Genomic DNA, 15,236 nt, shown 5'->3' with positions numbered 1-15,236 from the left:
TCTTGCCGGGTTCATTTTTGCCCGTTGAAAACTGAGGAGTGCTATCGTGTCGGAAGAGCGCAGCGGAGCTGCGATATTGGTGGAATGCCTTGCACGGCAGGGCGTGGAATTCGTCTTCGGCTATCCCGGCGGCGCTGTCCTGCCGATTTATGACGAGCTTTTCTCCGACACGCGCATCCGCCACATCCTTGTCCGGCACGAGGCTGGTGCGGCGCACGCGGCGGAAGGCTATGCCCGCTCCACCGGCAAGCCCGGCGTGGTATTGGTGACGAGCGGCCCCGGCGCGACCAATGCGATAACCGGGATTGCCGATGCCTATATGGACTCGATCCCGATGGTGGTCATCACCGGGCAGGTGCCCACGCCCTTGATCGGGACGGACGCGTTTCAGGAGGCCGACACGGTGGGCCTGACGCGGCATTGCACCAAGCACAATTATCTTGTGAAAGACCCTGAAGACCTCGCCGCAACTATCGAGGAAGCCTTCGAAATCGCCACGACTGGTCGCCCCGGTCCGGTGGTGATCGATATTCCCAAGAACGTGCAAATCGCCACCGCCCTGCAAGGCGACGGCCCGGCCCCGCGCAAGAAGCGGTATCAGCCGCGCATGATCGGCGCGCCGGAGGAAATCGCCGAGGCGGTCGAGATGATCGCGCAGGCCGAGCGCCCGATTTTCTACACCGGCGGCGGCGTTATCAATTCCGGCCCCAAGGCGACCGAATTGCTGCGCCAGCTCCAGTCGATCACCGGCGCACCCACCACCTCCACCCTGATGGGCCTCGGTGCATTCGCTGCCGATCATCCGGACTGGCTGGGGATGCTGGGAATGCACGGCACGTTCGAAGCCAATATGGCGATGAACCAGTGCGACGTGATGGTGTGCATCGGTGCGCGCTTTGATGACCGGGTGACGGGTCGCCTCGACGCCTTCTCGCCGGGGTCGAAGAAGATCCATATCGATATCGACCGCTCCAGCATCAACAAGATCGTCCCCGTCGATCTGGGCATTGTGGGCGATTGCGGCGCGGTGCTGGAACAGATGATTGCCTGCTGGGGGGATCGCAAATGCCGCGATCTGGGCGAGTGGAAGGCCCGCATCGCCGGTTGGCGCGCACGCGACAGCCTCGCCTATCCGCCGGGCAAGGATGCGATTATGCCGCAGCTTGCGGTCGAGCGGCTCTTTGCCCTCACCCGCCAGCGCGATCCGATCATCACCACCGAAGTCGGCCAGCACCAGATGTGGGCGGCGCAATATTTCGGCTTTATGGGCCCGAACAAATGGCTGACCAGCGGCGGGCTTGGCACCATGGGCTACGGCCTGCCTGCCGCTATCGGCGCGCAATTGGGCAATCCGGACAGCCTCGTGATCGACATCGCCGGTGAAGCGAGCATCCAGATGAACATTCAGGAGCTTGGCACAGCCAGCCAGTTCCGCCTGCCGGTGAAGGTCTTCATTCTCAACAATGAATATATGGGCATGGTCCGCCAGTGGCAGGAACTGACCTATGAAAGCCGCTATTCGAACAGCTATTCGGACAGCCTGCCCGATTTCGTGAAGCTCGCCGAAAGCTACGGCTGGAAAGGCATCCGCATCACCGATGAGGCGGGGCTGGATGCGGGCATCCAAGCGATGCTCGACCATGACGGGCCGGTGATGGTCGATTGCCAGGTCTCGAAGGATGCGAACTGCTTCCCGATGATCCCGTCGGGTGCGGCGCATACCGATATGCTGCTTTACGGTGATCTGGTCGGCGGCACGATGGAAGACGAAGCGAAGGCCTTGGTGTGATGGAGCATGCAGCAACAACACCCCTCCTCTTCATAGGAGGGGCAGTGAGACTTGGCAGCTTGCTGCCTAGTCGCAGCGGGGTGGTGCTTGCAGCACCAGCGCGGTCGTGCGACCGCGCAACCACCCCCAACCCCTCCTTTGAAAAGGAGGGGAGGAAGGCCTCATGAAAATCCAGCACCGCGCGTCCGAGCGCCACGTCCTTACCGTCGTCGTCGATAACGAGCCGGGCATTCTCGCCAAGATCACCGGCCTGTTCACCGCGCGTGGGTATAATATCGACAGCTTGACCGTGGCCGATATCAGCGAGGATCACGCGATCAGCCGCATCACCATCGTCACCGGCGGCCCGCCGCAGGTGATCGACCAGATCCAGGCGCAGCTCGAACGGCTGGTGCCCGTCCACCGCGTAATCGACCTCACCGAAGAAGGCCCGCATGTCGAGCGCGAGCTGGCGCTGGTCAAAGTGCGCGGCACGGGCGAAACCCGCGTCGAGGCGCTGCGCACTGCCGAGGTTTTCCGCGCCAATGTGGTCGATACCACGCCCGAAAGCTTCATTTTCGAACTCACCGGCTCCTCCACCAAGATCGACAGCTTTGTCGGCCTGATGCGCGGGCTGGGCTTGGTGGAAGTCGGCCGTTCGGGCATAGTTGGCATGATGCGTGGAGCCGAAGGGGCCTGAACACTATGGAATATGTAAATCCAGCTTTTCTGCTGCTGATGGCAGCTGCCTTGTGCGCGATTACCGCACTGGTGCATTCCGTGCTTGGCGAGCAACGGCTGATCCAGCCGATCCTAGCCAGCGGTATGCCGCTGATGGAAAGCCCGCTTGCGCGCGGCATCACGCGGTTTGCCTGGCACTGGACGGCGGTGCTGTGGTTCGGCGTCGCTGCCGTGCTCGCCCTCACCGCCTATGGCGATATCGATGCGCCCTGGCTGATCCTTGCCATCGGCACCGCGCATCTGGTTGCCGGATTGGCAGACGGCATTCTCACCCGTGGCAAGCATATCGGCTGGCCGCTTATCACGATCATCGGAGGGCTCACCCTCTTCGCTTATTACACGCTTCAGACCCAGTAGGATTGTTTCATGAAAGTCTATTACGACGCCGACGCCGATCTCAACCTTATCACCGGCAAGACGATTGTCGTGCTCGGCTATGGTTCGCAGGGCCATGCCCATGCGCAGAACCTGCGCGATAGCGGGGTGAAGGATGTGCGCATTGCCCTGCGCGAAGGCTCGGCCACCGCCAAGAAGGCCGAAGCCGCCGGGTTCGAAGTCGTCAGCAACGCCAAGGCCGCCGAAATCGCCGATATTCTGATGATCCTGGCGCCGGACGAGCATCAGGCGGCGATCTGGGCGAATGATCTGAAAGGCAAGATGAAGCCGGGTGCGGCGCTCGCCTTTGCCCACGGTCTCAACGTGCATTTCGGCCTGATCGACCCGACTGACGATATCGACGTCATCATGATCGCGCCCAAAGGCCCCGGCCACACGGTGCGCGCCGAATACCAGCGCGGCGGCGGGGTGCCCTGCCTGATCGCCATCCATCAGGACACCAGCGGCAACGCCCATGATATCGCGCTCGCTTATGCCAGCGGTGTCGGCGGCGGACGGAGCGGCATCATCGAGACCAATTTCAAGGAAGAATGCGAAACCGACCTGTTCGGCGAGCAGGCCGTGCTGTGCGGCGGCATCAGCCATCTGATTATGGCCGGCTTCGAAACGCTGGTGGAAGCGGGCTACGCCCCCGAAATGGCCTATTTCGAGTGCCTGCACGAAACCAAGCTGATCGTCGATCTGCTATATGAAGGCGGCATCGCCAATATGCGCTATTCGATCAGCAACACTGCCGAATATGGCGACTATCACACCGGCCCACGCATCATCACCGATGAGACGAAGGCAGAAATGAAGCGCGTGCTCGACGATATCCAGCGTGGCAAATTCGTCCAGCGGTTCATGCTCGATAATGCCGTCGGCAATCCGGAAATGAAGGCCGCGCGCAAGCGGCAGGCCGAACATCCGATTGAACAGACAGGTGCGCAATTGCGCGCAATGATGCCGTGGATCACCGCGAACAAGCTGGTTGATAAGACCCGCAACTAGCGGCTAATCCGGCGGTGTGATGAACGACAACCGCTTCACCCTCATCGCCCTGCTTGTGTGCGGGGCGTTGTGGGCGGGGGTGGTGCTGTTCCAGTCGAGCGAAAATCTCGCCAACGAGGTTTACGCGCGCACCGTCAGCGATCCAGCCATCGAAGAAGCGGCGCGCGCGCAATTGGCGGACGTGCAGCGCGATTCCTTTGCCGAGGACAAGGAGTTTTGCGGCCTGCTGGCCGAAAATGCCGATGGCGAAATCGTCTCGCGCACCGTGCTCGTTGGCGATCACGAAAGCTGCGACATCACCTATTTCGACGTGCGCACGCTGTATCCGCTGGCCACCTATCACACCCATGCGGGCTTCAATCCCGACTACGACAGCGAAGTGCCCTCGCTGATCGATGTCGAGGGAGATATGGCGAGCGGGATGGACGGCTTTGTCGCCACGCCCGGCGGGCGCTTCTGGCACATTGACGGCGCAACCGGCGTCGCGCGGCAGGTGTGCGGCGAGAATTGCCTGCCCAGCGATCCCGATTACCGCGAATGCAGCGGCCCGCCGATAGCGGAACAATACACGCTCGAGGCCCTGCGCGAACGCGCCGAAACCGCGTGGGGTGCGTGCTAGGGCGGGCGAAAGCTGCGCCTTGGCCGGAACAAGTTTTCCTCCTTGGACATTAAGCGTGTGATCCCCACCTTCGCGGGACGCAGGTTTCAAGGAGTTCCCCATGCGCAAGACCATTCTCGCTCTTACCGCTTCCGGCGCGGTTGCCGCGTTCGGCGCGACCGCCTCGCTCGCCGTCACCAATGACAATCCGCCGATCTTCCAGTCGCTCGATCCCGCCAGTGTCGAATCCGGCACCTACGCCACCGATCCCGCGCACACGCTGGTCGAATGGCGGGTGAGCCATTTCGGCTTCAACGACTATTTCGGCCTGTTCGGCGATGCCGAGGGGACGCTGGAGCTTGATACCGAGAACATGGCGAACACATCGGTCGATGTGCGTATCCCGATCAACTCGCTCGCCGTGGTGAGCAGTGGCCTGCGCGAACATATGCTGCGCCCCGGTGCCGATGGCGGCGCGCCCGACTTCTTTGGTCCCGATGCGGATGATGCCCGCTTCGTCTCCACCGCAATCCACCAGACCAGCGAAACGACCGCGCATATCATTGGCGATCTGACGCTGAACGGGCAGACCAACCAGGTGACGCTGGACGCCGAGTTTTCGGGCAGCGGCGACAATCCGTTCAACCAGCGCACCACGGTCGGCTTCCACGCCACCACCACGATCATGCGCAGCGAATTCGGCATGAACTACGCCGTGCCCGCCATCGGCGACGAAGTGGTGCTGGACATTACTGTGGCGTTCGAGAAGCAATAACGCACACTTTGCTGCACGAAACACGGGCGCTGCGCACAAAATGTGTGCGGCGCCCGTTTTCGTGTCTGGACGCTTTGCCCCTTCCCCGCTAAGCCTGCCCCCATGCAAACGGCCCGCAGCCTGCTTCTGCTTCGACTTACACGCCCTTAGGCGTGCCGTTTTGCCTGCGCCATGCAGGCACACCGCCTAAGGGCTTCTCCATCGCACCGAACCCAGTCGAACAAGGCTTCATCTCCCATGCCCATGCTCCGCGATCCGAGCACCAAATACCGCCCCTTCCCGCAGGTCGATCTGCCCGACCGGCAGTGGCCCAGCCGTACGATCAGCGCGCCGCCGCGCTGGCTCAGCACCGATCTGCGCGATGGCAACCAGTCGATTATCGATCCGATGGACAGGGCAAAGAAGACCCGCTTCTTCGATCTGCTGGTGGAACTGGGCGTCAAGGAAATCGAAGTCGGCTTTCCGGCGGCTGGCGAGACCGAATTCGGCTTCATCAACTGGCTGGTGAATGCGGACAAGGTGCCTGACGATGTGGTGGTGCAGGTGCTCACCCAGTCGCGCGAGGATCTGATCAAGCGCAGCTTTGAAAGCCTCGAAGGCGCGCATTCGGCCATCGTGCACCTTTACAACGCGGTCAGCCCCGCATGGCGCGAAATCGTGTTCCGGATGAGCCGCGAGGAAGTGAAGGCGATTGCCGTCAAAGGCGCGCAACTGCTGGTGGACGAAGCTGCGAAGCGCCCCGGCACCAAATGGCATTTCCAGTATTCGCCCGAAACCTTCTCCACCGCCGAACTCGATTTCAGTCTGGAAGTGTGTGAGGCCGTGATGCAGGCCGTCGGGCCGACGAAGGACTGGCCGATCATCCTCAACCTGCCCGCCACCGTCGAGGCGGCAACGCCCAATATCTACGCCGACCAAATCGAGTATTTCTGCCGCAATCTGCCCAACAGACAGGCGGCAGTCATCAGCCTGCACACCCACAATGATCGCGGCACTGGCGTCGCGGCGGCGGAGCTGGGCCTGATGGCGGGCGCTGACCGGGTCGAAGGCTGTATGTTCGGCAATGGCGAGCGAACGGGCAATTGCTGCCTCGTGACCGTGGCGCTCAATATGTACACTCAGGGTATCGATCCCGGCCTCGATTTCTCCGATATCGACCGGGTGATCGAGACGGTGGAATATTGCAACGCCCTGCCCGTCCATCCGCGCCACCCCTATGGCGGCGAACTGGTGTTCACCGCCTTCTCCGGCAGCCATCAGGATGCGATCAAGAAGGGCTTCGAAGCGCGCGAGGGGCAGAATGATGAAGGCTGGCGCGTGCCCTATCTGCCGATCGATCCGGCCGATCTGGGCCGTTCTTACGAAGCGGTGATCCGCGTCAATTCGCAAAGCGGCAAAGGCGGTTTTGCCTGGGTCTTGCAGCAGGATCAGGGGCTGAAACTTCCCAAGCGTCTGCAAGCCGATTTCTCGCGCCATGTGCAACATCTGGCCGATGCGCTGGGGCGCGAGCTCAATGCGGCGGATATCTGGGACTGCTTCCGCACCACCTATTACCTGCAAGTCGAAAAGCGACGCTTCAGGCTGGTCGATTACGAGGAGAGCCGGGGCGCGGACGGCACGCGCATCTTTACCGGCACGGTTGAGGTCGATGGCGTCGAGCAGCGTGTGTCGGGCCGCGGCAAGGGTCTGATCTCCTCGGTTCTGGCGACCTTGCGCGACAGTTTCGGGCTCGACTTCGAAGTGGCCGACTATTCCGAGCACGCGTTGGGTTCGGGCGTTGACGCCAATGCGGTGGCCTATATCGAGTGGGTTGCGCCCGATGGCCGGTCGGGCTGGGGCGTGGGAATGGACGAGGACGTGGCGAGCGCGGGCGTGCGCGCTTTGCTCAGCGCCGCGAATGCCGCCTCGCAAGGGCCCGGCACGCCGCCCTACTGAGCCATAGGGGCACTTCCCTAGCCTCCCGCTTGCCCGCCGCTAACGGCATCGCCGCTATCGCAGCGCCCGTCGCAATGGATGGTGTGCCCGATGCTGGAGAATTTCGCGCTGATGGCGCACCTTGCGCTCGCCGCGCTGTTTGCCGGGCTGTATTGGCGCGAGCGGCACCAGCGTGCGGCCGAGGCTTCGGCCCGCTCCGCCCATGAGAGCGCGCAAGCGGCGGCGGTGGAGGCCGAGCTGGCCAGCGCCCGCCAGCTTGCGCGCGACGAAGCGCAGGCCAAATCCGCCTTCCTCGCCAATATGAGCCACGAAATCCGCACCCCAATGAACGGCGTGGTCGGCTTTACCGAATTGCTGCTCGAAAGCGATCTCGACGAAGCGCAGCGCAGCCATGTCCAACTGATCGCCGATTCCGGCCGCGCGATGATGCAATTGCTCAACGACATTCTCGATCACGCGAAGATCGAATCGGGCGAAATGCGCATCGCCCCCGAACCCACCGAGCTGCGCCCGCAGCTGGAACATTGCATCAAGCTGATGGAGCCGATGGCGCGTTCCAAAAGCCTGTCGATCGGGATGTGGGTGGACGAGGCGGTGCCCAACACGATCGAGCTTGATCCGCTGCGCATCCGGCAGGTGCTGCTCAACCTGCTCGGCAATGCGATCAAGTTCACCGAATGCGGCGGCATCGACATGGAAGCGCGAATCGAGAACAGCAGCAATGGCCGCCTGCTGCTGCTGTCCGTCATCGATACCGGTATTGGCATCGCGGAAGACAGGCTGGCGGCGATCTTTACGCCGTTCCGGCAAGGCGAAAGCGCGATTGCGCGGGCCTATGGCGGCACCGGACTGGGGCTGGCGATTTCGAGCCAGCTGGTCGGGATGATGGGCGGCGATATCAGCGTGCAATCGCGGCTGGGCGTGGGAACGCAGTTCACCATCCGCTTGCCGCTGCACGCGGTGGCCGCCCTGCCCCCGCCAGCCCTGCCCGAGCCCGTTTCGCCGCCGTCCGGAGCGAGGCGGGAGCAAAGCGCGAATGCCCTGCGCGGGGCGCGCGTGCTGATCGCGGAGGATCACGGGATCAATCAGGAGCTGATTCTGGCGATGGCGGAAACGCTGGGGCTGGACGCGCATCTGGTCGACAATGGCGAGGACGCCATCGCCGCGATCATCGCCGCCGCCGATGCGGGTGCGCCCTTCGCTGCGGCGCTGATGGACGTGCAGATGCCGCATATGGACGGTCTCGAAGCCACCCGCCGACTGCGCGCCCTCGGCTTTGGTGCTGACCGCTTGCCGGTGATCGCGCTCACCGCCAATTGCTATGCCGAGGATGTGGCTGCCTGCACAGAGGCGGGGATGCAATCGCATCTGGGCAAGCCGGTGACGACATTGGCTTTGGCGCGTGAGCTGGCGCGCTGGCTGGGGCCGGAGCACGCTGCACCGGCGGAAATACCGGAAGCCATGGCAACCAAGCCCAGTGCGGCGCTGGAAGACCGTTACCGCTCGCGCAAATCGCAACTGGTCAGCCAGCTCCGGCAATCGCTGGCCCGCGCGCCGGGGCAAACCGATTGGGAAGAATTGACGCGGCAACTGCACCGTCTGGCAGGCGTTGCCGCCACCTTCGGCGAGCCAGAGCTGGGCGAGGTGTCGCGGCGACTGGAGCATCAATTGGCACTATCATACAGTGCCGAAGACCGGTTGCGGGCGCTCAAGAAGGAATTGCCCCTGTTCGAAGCTGCTGTCTGAAAGCGCGGCACCGCTTGCCTGCCACAACTGCTCAACCAAGGCATCGAGCAGCGAGAAATCGAGCCCGGCGCGGAACGGGTCTTTGCGGTTGAGCACGAAGCGCCGCGCACCATGCTGCAACAATCGCCGTTTGAGCGCCCGCTGCAACAGGTCGAGCCGCATCAGTGCCTCGTACCGCGCCATGTCGGGCTGGCGCATATGCGACCGCCGCCAGTGCCCCTCGATCTGCCCGACCCGTTCTGCCGCCAGCTCGTTGTAATGCCGGTGCGGCCCGCGATGCAGCGGCATACCGGTTCGCCGCGCTGCGGTTACGGTCGCGGGCAAGAGCAAGCCGTTGCTGCGGAAATCGTCAAACCGTAGGTGCGGACGCCCGATGCACGCGAACATCGCGGCAAACGCGGGGAGATGGAGCAATTGCACCGGCAGCACATGATGGCGCTGCATATCGGCTTGCCAGCCGGGCGACCCGTGCCGGTTGATTGAACGGAACGGGATGGGTTTGCGGCCTTGCAGCGCGCTTGCGGCGCCAATGGCTTGTGGCCTGGCTAGGCAGGTGCTCCCCTCCACAAGCGGAGAAGGGCAGAGTTTTCCACAGGTTCAAGCCAGAGCGGCGCGCCATCGGGGCCGGTAAAACTCTCGACGGAATCGATCCGGCCATGTTCCACCAGCCAGTTGACGATACGCAGCGCCACTTTGACCGCCTCCACCGGATCGTCATAGGTCGCGCGCGGGATTTGCAGCTCCTGCCCCGTGAACAGCGCCAGCCCTTCGCTTTCCAGCCCGTCGCGCCCGTTCGTGTTGAGCGCGGTCAGGCCGAGGCCGGGAAACACCCCGCCTTCGATCCAGTGATTGACGCCTTGCGTGAAATAGTCCGCCGCGCAACAGCTCCGCGCCGAATGCCAGGCCACGCTGCGGGCGTTGAGCGCACCGGCGAGTTGCGCCGTCAGCGAGGCGAGCAGGCGCACCACCGGAAATACCATCATCCCGCTGGTCAAATGCGGCCCCGGCACCAGCGTGATCGCCTCGCAATCGGAGGGCATTTTTGCCGGGTTCATGCCGAAAACATATTCGCATTGCGGCCGGTGGTCAGGCGCGCCGGGGGCAAGGCCGGTAAGGTCGAAAGTCAGCCCGTTGGCGACAAGTTCGACCCAGCCTTCCTGCAGGCCGCTTTCCCCGCCGGGATCGAAGCTGACAGCGAAACTGTTGCTGGCCTGTGCAGCCGCGTGCAGAGCCCGTGACGCAGGCCGTTCTCCCGGGGCGAACAGCAGCGAGCTGGCGCAAACAGCGTTCGCCATTTCCATGGTCTGCGCGCTAGCTATTGGTTCCACCCTTCCCTGCACCGGACAGCGCAATGCCGTATTCTGTCCATCGCGTCGATTCGAACGCAAGCAGCACTCCAATACTACTGATTTGATTGCCTTGCGGTAAACCCTGCCCATCGTATTCGCTCGAGAACCGAGACACTTCCCTGCCCGTCCGCCCACGGCTATGCATTGAGGATGGAAGCACATCTTGCGGTTCTTGGGGTCGAACATTCGCTTTCCGGCAAGCGCTGGAGTTGGCGCGGCGGGAATATGCAGCTTGGCGGCGCCGCCATTGCCGACCTCGGCAACGACATCCAGACGCAATTGCTGCTGTCGCGCGGGGTTGCACGCGAGGCTATCGACATCCACCGCCGCCCTGCCCTGCGCGATTTTCTGCCAGACCCTTCGGTTTTCGCCGATATGGACCGCGCGGCAGAGCGCATCGCCGAAGCGGTGATCGCGCGCGAGCCGGTGACCGTGTATGGCGATTACGATGTTGACGGGGCAACCAGTTCGGCCCTGCTGATCCGACTGCTGCGGATGCTGGGGCACGAGGCGCAGCATTATATCCCCGATCGCCTGCTCGAAGGATACGGGCCCAGCGGCGAGGCTTTGCTGAAAATCGGCAAGGCGGGATCGAGCCTGATCGTCACCGTGGATTGCGGCGCGATGGCGCATGAAGCGCTGGGCATGGCGCATGATGCGGGGATCGATGTGATCGTGGTCGATCATCACAAATGCTCCCCCGAATTGCCGCGCAGCTATGCGCTGGTCAATCCGAACCGGCTCGACGAAAGCGATGCGGGGGCCGAGCACGGCCATCTGGCGGCGGTGGGCGTTGCTTTCCTGCTCGCCATTGCGGTGGTGCGCACTTTGCGCCAACGCGACTATTTCCAGCACCGGCGGGAGCCCGATCTGATGGCGCTGCTCGATCTGGTGGCACTGGGCACGGTGGCCGATGTCGCATCGATCCGCGGGCTCAACCGCGCGTTTGTGGCGCAGGGCCTCAAAGTCATGGCGCGGCGCGCCAATACCGGCATGGCCGCGCTGATCGATGCCAGCCGCTTGAAAGCCGCGCCCTCGGCCAGCGATTGCGGCTTTGCGCTGGGCCCGCGCATCAATGCCGGCGGGCGCGTGGGCGAGGCAACGCTGGGCGTGCGGCTGCTCACCACCGAAGACCCTGACGAAGCGCGCGCCATTGCCGAACAGCTCTCCCGCCTCAATGAAGAACGGCGCGCCATCGAGGCAGCGGTGCAGGAAGCGGCCGAGGCGCAACTCGCCGCGCAGCACAACAGCCCTGTCGTCATCTGCGCCGGGCGCGGCTGGCATCCGGGGGTAATTGGGATTGTCGCCGGGCGGATCAAGGAGAAGTCGGGCAGGCCGAGCATCGTCATCGCGCTCGATGATGACGGGCCGGAAGGCAAAGGCTCGGGCCGCTCGATTGCAGGCGTGGATCTGGGGGCAGCGATTATCGGCGCGTGTGATCGCGGACTGCTGGTGAAAGGCGGCGGGCACGCCATGGCCGCCGGGCTGACCATCGCGGCAGACCAGATGGAAGCCTTCCGCGACTGGATGGCAGAGCGGCTGGAAGGGCCGGTCGCCCGCGCTTCGGCCGAACAGGCGATGACGCTCGATCTCGCCGTCGCGCCCGCCGGATTGACGCCCGATCTGGTGACAACGCTGGAAAGCGCGGGGCCCTATGGCGTCGGCTGGCCGGGGCCGCGCATCGCGGTGGGGCCGGTGACGCTGGTGAAGGCCGATGTGGTCGGTTCCGACCACTTGCGGGTGATAGCTGCGGGGCAGGATGGCGGGCGCTTCAAGGCCATCGCTTTCCGCGCTGCCGAAACGCCGATGGGGCAGGCGCTGCTGCACGGTGCGCAGGGGCGGCGCGTGTGGCTGGCGGGCCGCGCCAAGATCGACGATTGGGGCAGCCGTCCCGCCGCCGAATTGCATCTGGAAGACGCGGCTTGGGCCGATTGACCGGTAAAGTGCAACAAAGGCGAAATAATCGCCGCAATTGGGCTTGACCGCGTCGCAACACCCGCCTAATTGCGCCGCTCCATCGCTTGTGGCCCCTTCGTCTAGCGGTTAGGACGCGGCCCTTTCACGGCTGAAACACGGGTTCGATTCCCGTAGGGGTCACCACCGATGGCAGGCAGCAACAGCTGCCCTCCCCCCGACAATGTGACACGATCGCGCAGGCGCTGGCAAATGCCACGCAACTGCGCCAAAGCACCGCGCATGACGGAACGATTCTTTCCGATTGCCGGGATCGTTATCGCTCTCCTGACAGGAGGCGCGCTGGTCTATTCCGGTGTCGGCTGGTTGTTCGCTGTCGTCATCGTTGCGCTGTGGATCGCCTCCTTCTGGATTTCCGCCCCGCCACCACCTGTTTTCCGCCCGCCAGAGCCCGAAGGACTGACGCTGACGACCTCGGGAATGCGCGATCTGGTGGAACATTCAGGCCTGCCGGTGCTGCTGCTCGACCAGAACCGGATTATCGTCGCAAACGCCCAGGCGCGCGAGGAGATCGGCCGCCACGTGCTGGGGCAGGACGCGCGCGTGGCGCTGCGGCATCCGGCAGCGATTGACCTGCTGTCGCGCGAAGGCGGAGGTTCGGTCACCGTGCAAGGGCTGACCGGCCCCAAAAGCAATTGGCAGATGACCTGCCAGCGGATCGATGCGCGCTACAGTCTGGTCGAGCTCATCAACCGCACCTCCGAAGCCGACGTCAGCCGCGCGCATTCCGATTTTGTCGCCAATGCCAGCCACGAACTGCGCACGCCGCTCGCCTCGATCATTGGCTATATGGAAACGCTGGACGAGACAGGGCCGGACTTGCCAGCCGAAAAGACGGCCAAATTCTACCAGACGGTGCTCAAGGAAGCGCGGCGGCTACAATCGCTGATCGACGATCTGATGAGCCTCAGCAAGCTGGAAGCGGAAAAACACGACCAGCCGCGCGACGTGATCAACTTTGTGCCGCTGATCCAGCAGGCGGCGCGCGACGGCGCCGGGCCGGAACGCGCCGACCGCCTCGAATTCAAGCTGGAAGAAAGCGCGCTCAATGTGCGCGGCGCGCAAAGCCAGCTGGAACAGCTGATCCGCAATCTGGTGGACAATGCGCTCAAATATAGCGCCCCCGGCTCCAAGGTGACGGTGTCCCTCGCGCTGGGCGACCGCGATATGGCCATCGTGCAAATCACCGATCGCGGCGAAGGGATTGCGCGCGAGCACTTGCCGCACCTGACCCGCCGCTTCTACCGCACCGATCCGGGCCGAAGTCGCGCCGCCGGGGGTACCGGACTGGGCCTCGCCATCGTCAAACATATTGTCGAACGCCATCGCGGACGGCTCGATATCCAGAGCACGCTGGGCGAAGGCACAACGGTGTCGGTGCGCCTGCCTGTCGCCTCGCAAAGATAGGCCTGCGCGCTGGAACACCGCCCGTTGAACGCGGGCGCTATCCACAGGCAATTCTTTTCTGTCACATATCTGTCATATGACACGCCTAGGGCGCGGTCACATTTTGGACATATGACAGAAATGAGACACACCCCATGAAGGCTGCCTATGCTTTCCCGCTTGCTGCCTTCACGTGTGTGGCAACGCCTGTTGCCGCTCAGGAAGCGGGCGCGTCGCAGCGAAGCGAGGTGGACGAGCTGCGCGCACAGGTGGCAAGCCTGACAGCCCAATTGGTTGCGGTAAACGCCCGCCTCGACGCCATTGAGGGCGAGAGCGCCACACTGGCCAATGATCTAGCCGAGCGTGATCAGGCAACGGCGCAACCCGTTTTTGCCAGCGTTCCGACGCAGCTGAGCATGGGCGCAGCGCCTGAAACCGAGAGCGAGGACGGGTTCTCCTTCAAGCCCTTCGGTCGGCTGATGCTGGATGCGGGCTGGACTGCCCTGCCCGCCGGGCTTGGTCTCGCCGATGGTTTCGACGCCGAAGCACGCCGCGCGCGCCTCGGTGTTGAAGGCAATATTCCCGGTGGGTTTGCCTACAAAATGGAGCTGGACTTCGCAGGCGGCGAAGTCGAAATCACCGATGCGCTGATAGAATATGGTGCAGGCGATCTAACCATCAGCGCAGGCCAGTTCAACAATTTCCAATCTATGGAAGAACTGACCAGCAGCCGCTTCCTGTCATTCCTCGAACGCGCTGCCTTTACCGACGCATTCGGCTTTAGCCGCCGACTTGGGGTTGCCGCTGAATATGGCTCCGGCCCGGTGCTGGTGCAGGCGGGTGTGTTTTCCAACAATTTGGGCGAGCTGCCCGGCAGCGACCGGTGGAGCGTCGACGGGCGCGCTGTATTTTTCCCCGAAGTGGGGGATACGCAGCTGCATTTTGGCGGCTCGATCCATTACGCGGAAATCGGCGCTGGTGAGACCGTGCGGTATCGCCAGCGCCCGCTGGTGCACTTTACGGCCAATCGCCTCGTCAACACGGGCAGTTTCGCAGCAGGCAGCGAATTCGGCCTCGGCGCGGAATTCGCCGCTATCCGTGGCCCGCTGCACCTCCATGCGGAAGCCTATCGGCAGGAAGTCGGAGGCATTCCGATGGTGGACAATGCCGTGTTCCACGGCGCGCTTGTCGAGGCGGGCATTTTCCTGACCCCCGGCGATTCGCGCGGCTATCGCGGCGGGCGCTTTAACCGCACCCGTCCCAACAGCCCCATGGGCGAAGGCGGGATCGGCGCGGTGCAGCTCAATCTCCGCTATGACTATCTTGAGCTAAACGATGCCGATGCAGGAATCATCGGCGGCAGCCAGAACGGCATTTTCGGCAGTCTGGTCTGGACAACCACCGATTACACGCGATTGCAGATCAATTATGGCCGTCTCCAATATGACGATGCTCCGCTGGCGCTACCCGGCGGCGAGCGGGACTATGATGCCGATGTAGTCGGGATGCGCGCCGAGTTCGATTTTTAGGAATTCCCGTATTCACCGCCCCCGATTGCAAATAAGACCGCGATGTGAC

General features: G+C 63.4%; 13 protein-coding genes and 1 tRNA gene. 12 read left to right on the top strand and 2 right to left on the bottom strand.

The window, feature by feature from the left end; genetic code table 11:
• Window positions 1-46 precede the first annotated feature (46 nt).
• The 8 genes from ilvB to GC121_RS11285 all read left to right on the top strand — a co-directional run bounded on the left by ilvB (window position 47) and on the right by GC121_RS11285 (window position 8,949).
• Entirely contained in the window at window positions 47-1,789 is a 1,743-nt protein-coding gene (gene ilvB, locus GC121_RS11320; protein WP_151974424.1) for a biosynthetic-type acetolactate synthase large subunit, read from the top strand.
• Between the two features lie 163 nt (window positions 1,790-1,952).
• Entirely contained in the window at window positions 1,953-2,468 is a 516-nt protein-coding gene (gene ilvN / locus GC121_RS11315; protein WP_151974422.1) for an acetolactate synthase small subunit, read from the top strand.
• Window positions 2,469-2,473: 5 nt separating this feature from the next.
• Entirely contained in the window at window positions 2,474-2,866 is a 393-nt protein-coding gene (locus GC121_RS11310) for a hypothetical protein (RefSeq protein ID WP_151974420.1), read from the top strand.
• A gap of 9 nt (window positions 2,867-2,875) precedes the next feature.
• Complete coding sequence (gene ilvC, locus GC121_RS11305) at window positions 2,876-3,895, top strand: ketol-acid reductoisomerase (RefSeq protein ID WP_151974418.1); 1,020 nt, start codon at window positions 2,876-2,878, stop codon at window positions 3,893-3,895.
• A 19-nt stretch (window positions 3,896-3,914) separates the two neighbouring features.
• On the top strand, window positions 3,915-4,514 hold the full coding sequence (locus tag GC121_RS11300) for a DUF4329 domain-containing protein (protein ID WP_151974416.1): 600 nt from the start codon (window positions 3,915-3,917) through the stop codon (window positions 4,512-4,514).
• Between the two features lie 100 nt (window positions 4,515-4,614).
• The gene (locus GC121_RS11295; RefSeq protein WP_151974414.1) at window positions 4,615-5,268 is read left to right on the top strand and encodes a YceI family protein; all 654 of its coding nucleotides are present in this window, start codon (window positions 4,615-4,617) and stop codon (window positions 5,266-5,268) included.
• A gap of 237 nt (window positions 5,269-5,505) precedes the next feature.
• Window positions 5,506-7,203, top strand: coding sequence for a 2-isopropylmalate synthase (gene leuA / locus GC121_RS11290; RefSeq protein ID WP_151974412.1), 1,698 nt, complete (start codon window positions 5,506-5,508; stop codon window positions 7,201-7,203).
• A 90-nt stretch (window positions 7,204-7,293) separates the two neighbouring features.
• Window positions 7,294-8,949: an ATP-binding protein gene (locus tag GC121_RS11285; protein WP_199857842.1), complete on the top strand. Its 1,656-nt coding sequence runs from the start codon at window positions 7,294-7,296 to the stop codon at window positions 8,947-8,949.
• Here the strand turns inward: GC121_RS11285 and GC121_RS11280 are convergent.
• Together GC121_RS11280 and GC121_RS11275 are read right to left on the bottom strand one after the other, a co-directional pair.
• Entirely contained in the window at window positions 8,881-9,429 is a 549-nt protein-coding gene (locus tag GC121_RS11280) for an AHH domain-containing protein (protein WP_255478904.1), read from the bottom strand. The two genes, GC121_RS11285 and GC121_RS11280, sit on opposite strands and share 69 nt — an antisense overlap.
• Window positions 9,430-9,494: 65 nt before the next feature.
• Window positions 9,495-10,277, bottom strand: coding sequence for a hypothetical protein (locus tag GC121_RS11275; RefSeq protein ID WP_151974406.1), 783 nt, complete (start codon window positions 10,275-10,277; stop codon window positions 9,495-9,497).
• A 171-nt stretch (window positions 10,278-10,448) separates the two neighbouring features.
• On the opposite strand from GC121_RS11275, the gene recJ reads away from it, so the two are divergent.
• The 4 genes from recJ (at window position 10,449) to GC121_RS11255 (ending at window position 15,187) form a co-directional block, all read left to right on the top strand.
• Window positions 10,449-12,233 (top strand): single-stranded-DNA-specific exonuclease RecJ, encoded by a 1,785-nt coding sequence (gene recJ / locus GC121_RS11270; RefSeq protein WP_151974404.1) that lies wholly within the window; start codon window positions 10,449-10,451, stop codon window positions 12,231-12,233.
• 90 nt (window positions 12,234-12,323) lie between these two features.
• Window positions 12,324-12,398, top strand: a tRNA-Glu gene (locus GC121_RS11265).
• A gap of 96 nt (window positions 12,399-12,494) precedes the next feature.
• Window positions 12,495-13,679, top strand: a complete 1,185-nt coding sequence (locus GC121_RS11260) for a cell wall metabolism sensor histidine kinase WalK (RefSeq protein ID WP_151974402.1) — start codon at window positions 12,495-12,497, stop codon at window positions 13,677-13,679.
• Window positions 13,680-13,813: 134 nt separating this feature from the next.
• On the top strand, window positions 13,814-15,187 hold the full coding sequence (locus tag GC121_RS11255) for an OprO/OprP family phosphate-selective porin (protein ID WP_151974400.1): 1,374 nt from the start codon (window positions 13,814-13,816) through the stop codon (window positions 15,185-15,187).
• Window positions 15,188-15,236: the final 49 nt, after the last annotated feature.

Source organism: Erythrobacter sp. EC-HK427, assembly GCF_902498745.1.
GTDB lineage: Bacteria > Pseudomonadota > Alphaproteobacteria > Sphingomonadales > Sphingomonadaceae > Alteraurantiacibacter.
The sequence above is the reverse complement of the archived record's forward strand: the minus strand, read 5'-3'. Positions and strand labels throughout refer to the sequence as shown.

What these genes read in the sequence shown, in the direction of transcription:
- GC121_RS11285 (WP_199857842.1), top strand. Translation starts at nt 7,294, where the DNA reads ATGCTGGAGAATTTCGCGCTGATGGCGCACCTTGCGCTCGCCGCGCTG.
- GC121_RS11260 (WP_151974402.1), top strand. Translation starts at nt 12,495, where the DNA reads ATGACGGAACGATTCTTTCCGATTGCCGGGATCGTTATCGCTCTCCTG.
- recJ (WP_151974404.1), top strand. Translation starts at nt 10,449, where the DNA reads ATGGAAGCACATCTTGCGGTTCTTGGGGTCGAACATTCGCTTTCCGGC.
- GC121_RS11255 (WP_151974400.1), top strand. Translation starts at nt 13,814, where the DNA reads ATGAAGGCTGCCTATGCTTTCCCGCTTGCTGCCTTCACGTGTGTGGCA.
- leuA (WP_151974412.1), top strand. Translation starts at nt 5,506, where the DNA reads ATGCCCATGCTCCGCGATCCGAGCACCAAATACCGCCCCTTCCCGCAG.
- GC121_RS11300 (WP_151974416.1), top strand. Translation starts at nt 3,915, where the DNA reads ATGAACGACAACCGCTTCACCCTCATCGCCCTGCTTGTGTGCGGGGCG.
- GC121_RS11295 (WP_151974414.1), top strand. Translation starts at nt 4,615, where the DNA reads ATGCGCAAGACCATTCTCGCTCTTACCGCTTCCGGCGCGGTTGCCGCG.
- ilvN (WP_151974422.1), top strand. Translation starts at nt 1,953, where the DNA reads ATGAAAATCCAGCACCGCGCGTCCGAGCGCCACGTCCTTACCGTCGTC.
- GC121_RS11310 (WP_151974420.1), top strand. Translation starts at nt 2,474, where the DNA reads ATGGAATATGTAAATCCAGCTTTTCTGCTGCTGATGGCAGCTGCCTTG.
- ilvC (WP_151974418.1), top strand. Translation starts at nt 2,876, where the DNA reads ATGAAAGTCTATTACGACGCCGACGCCGATCTCAACCTTATCACCGGC.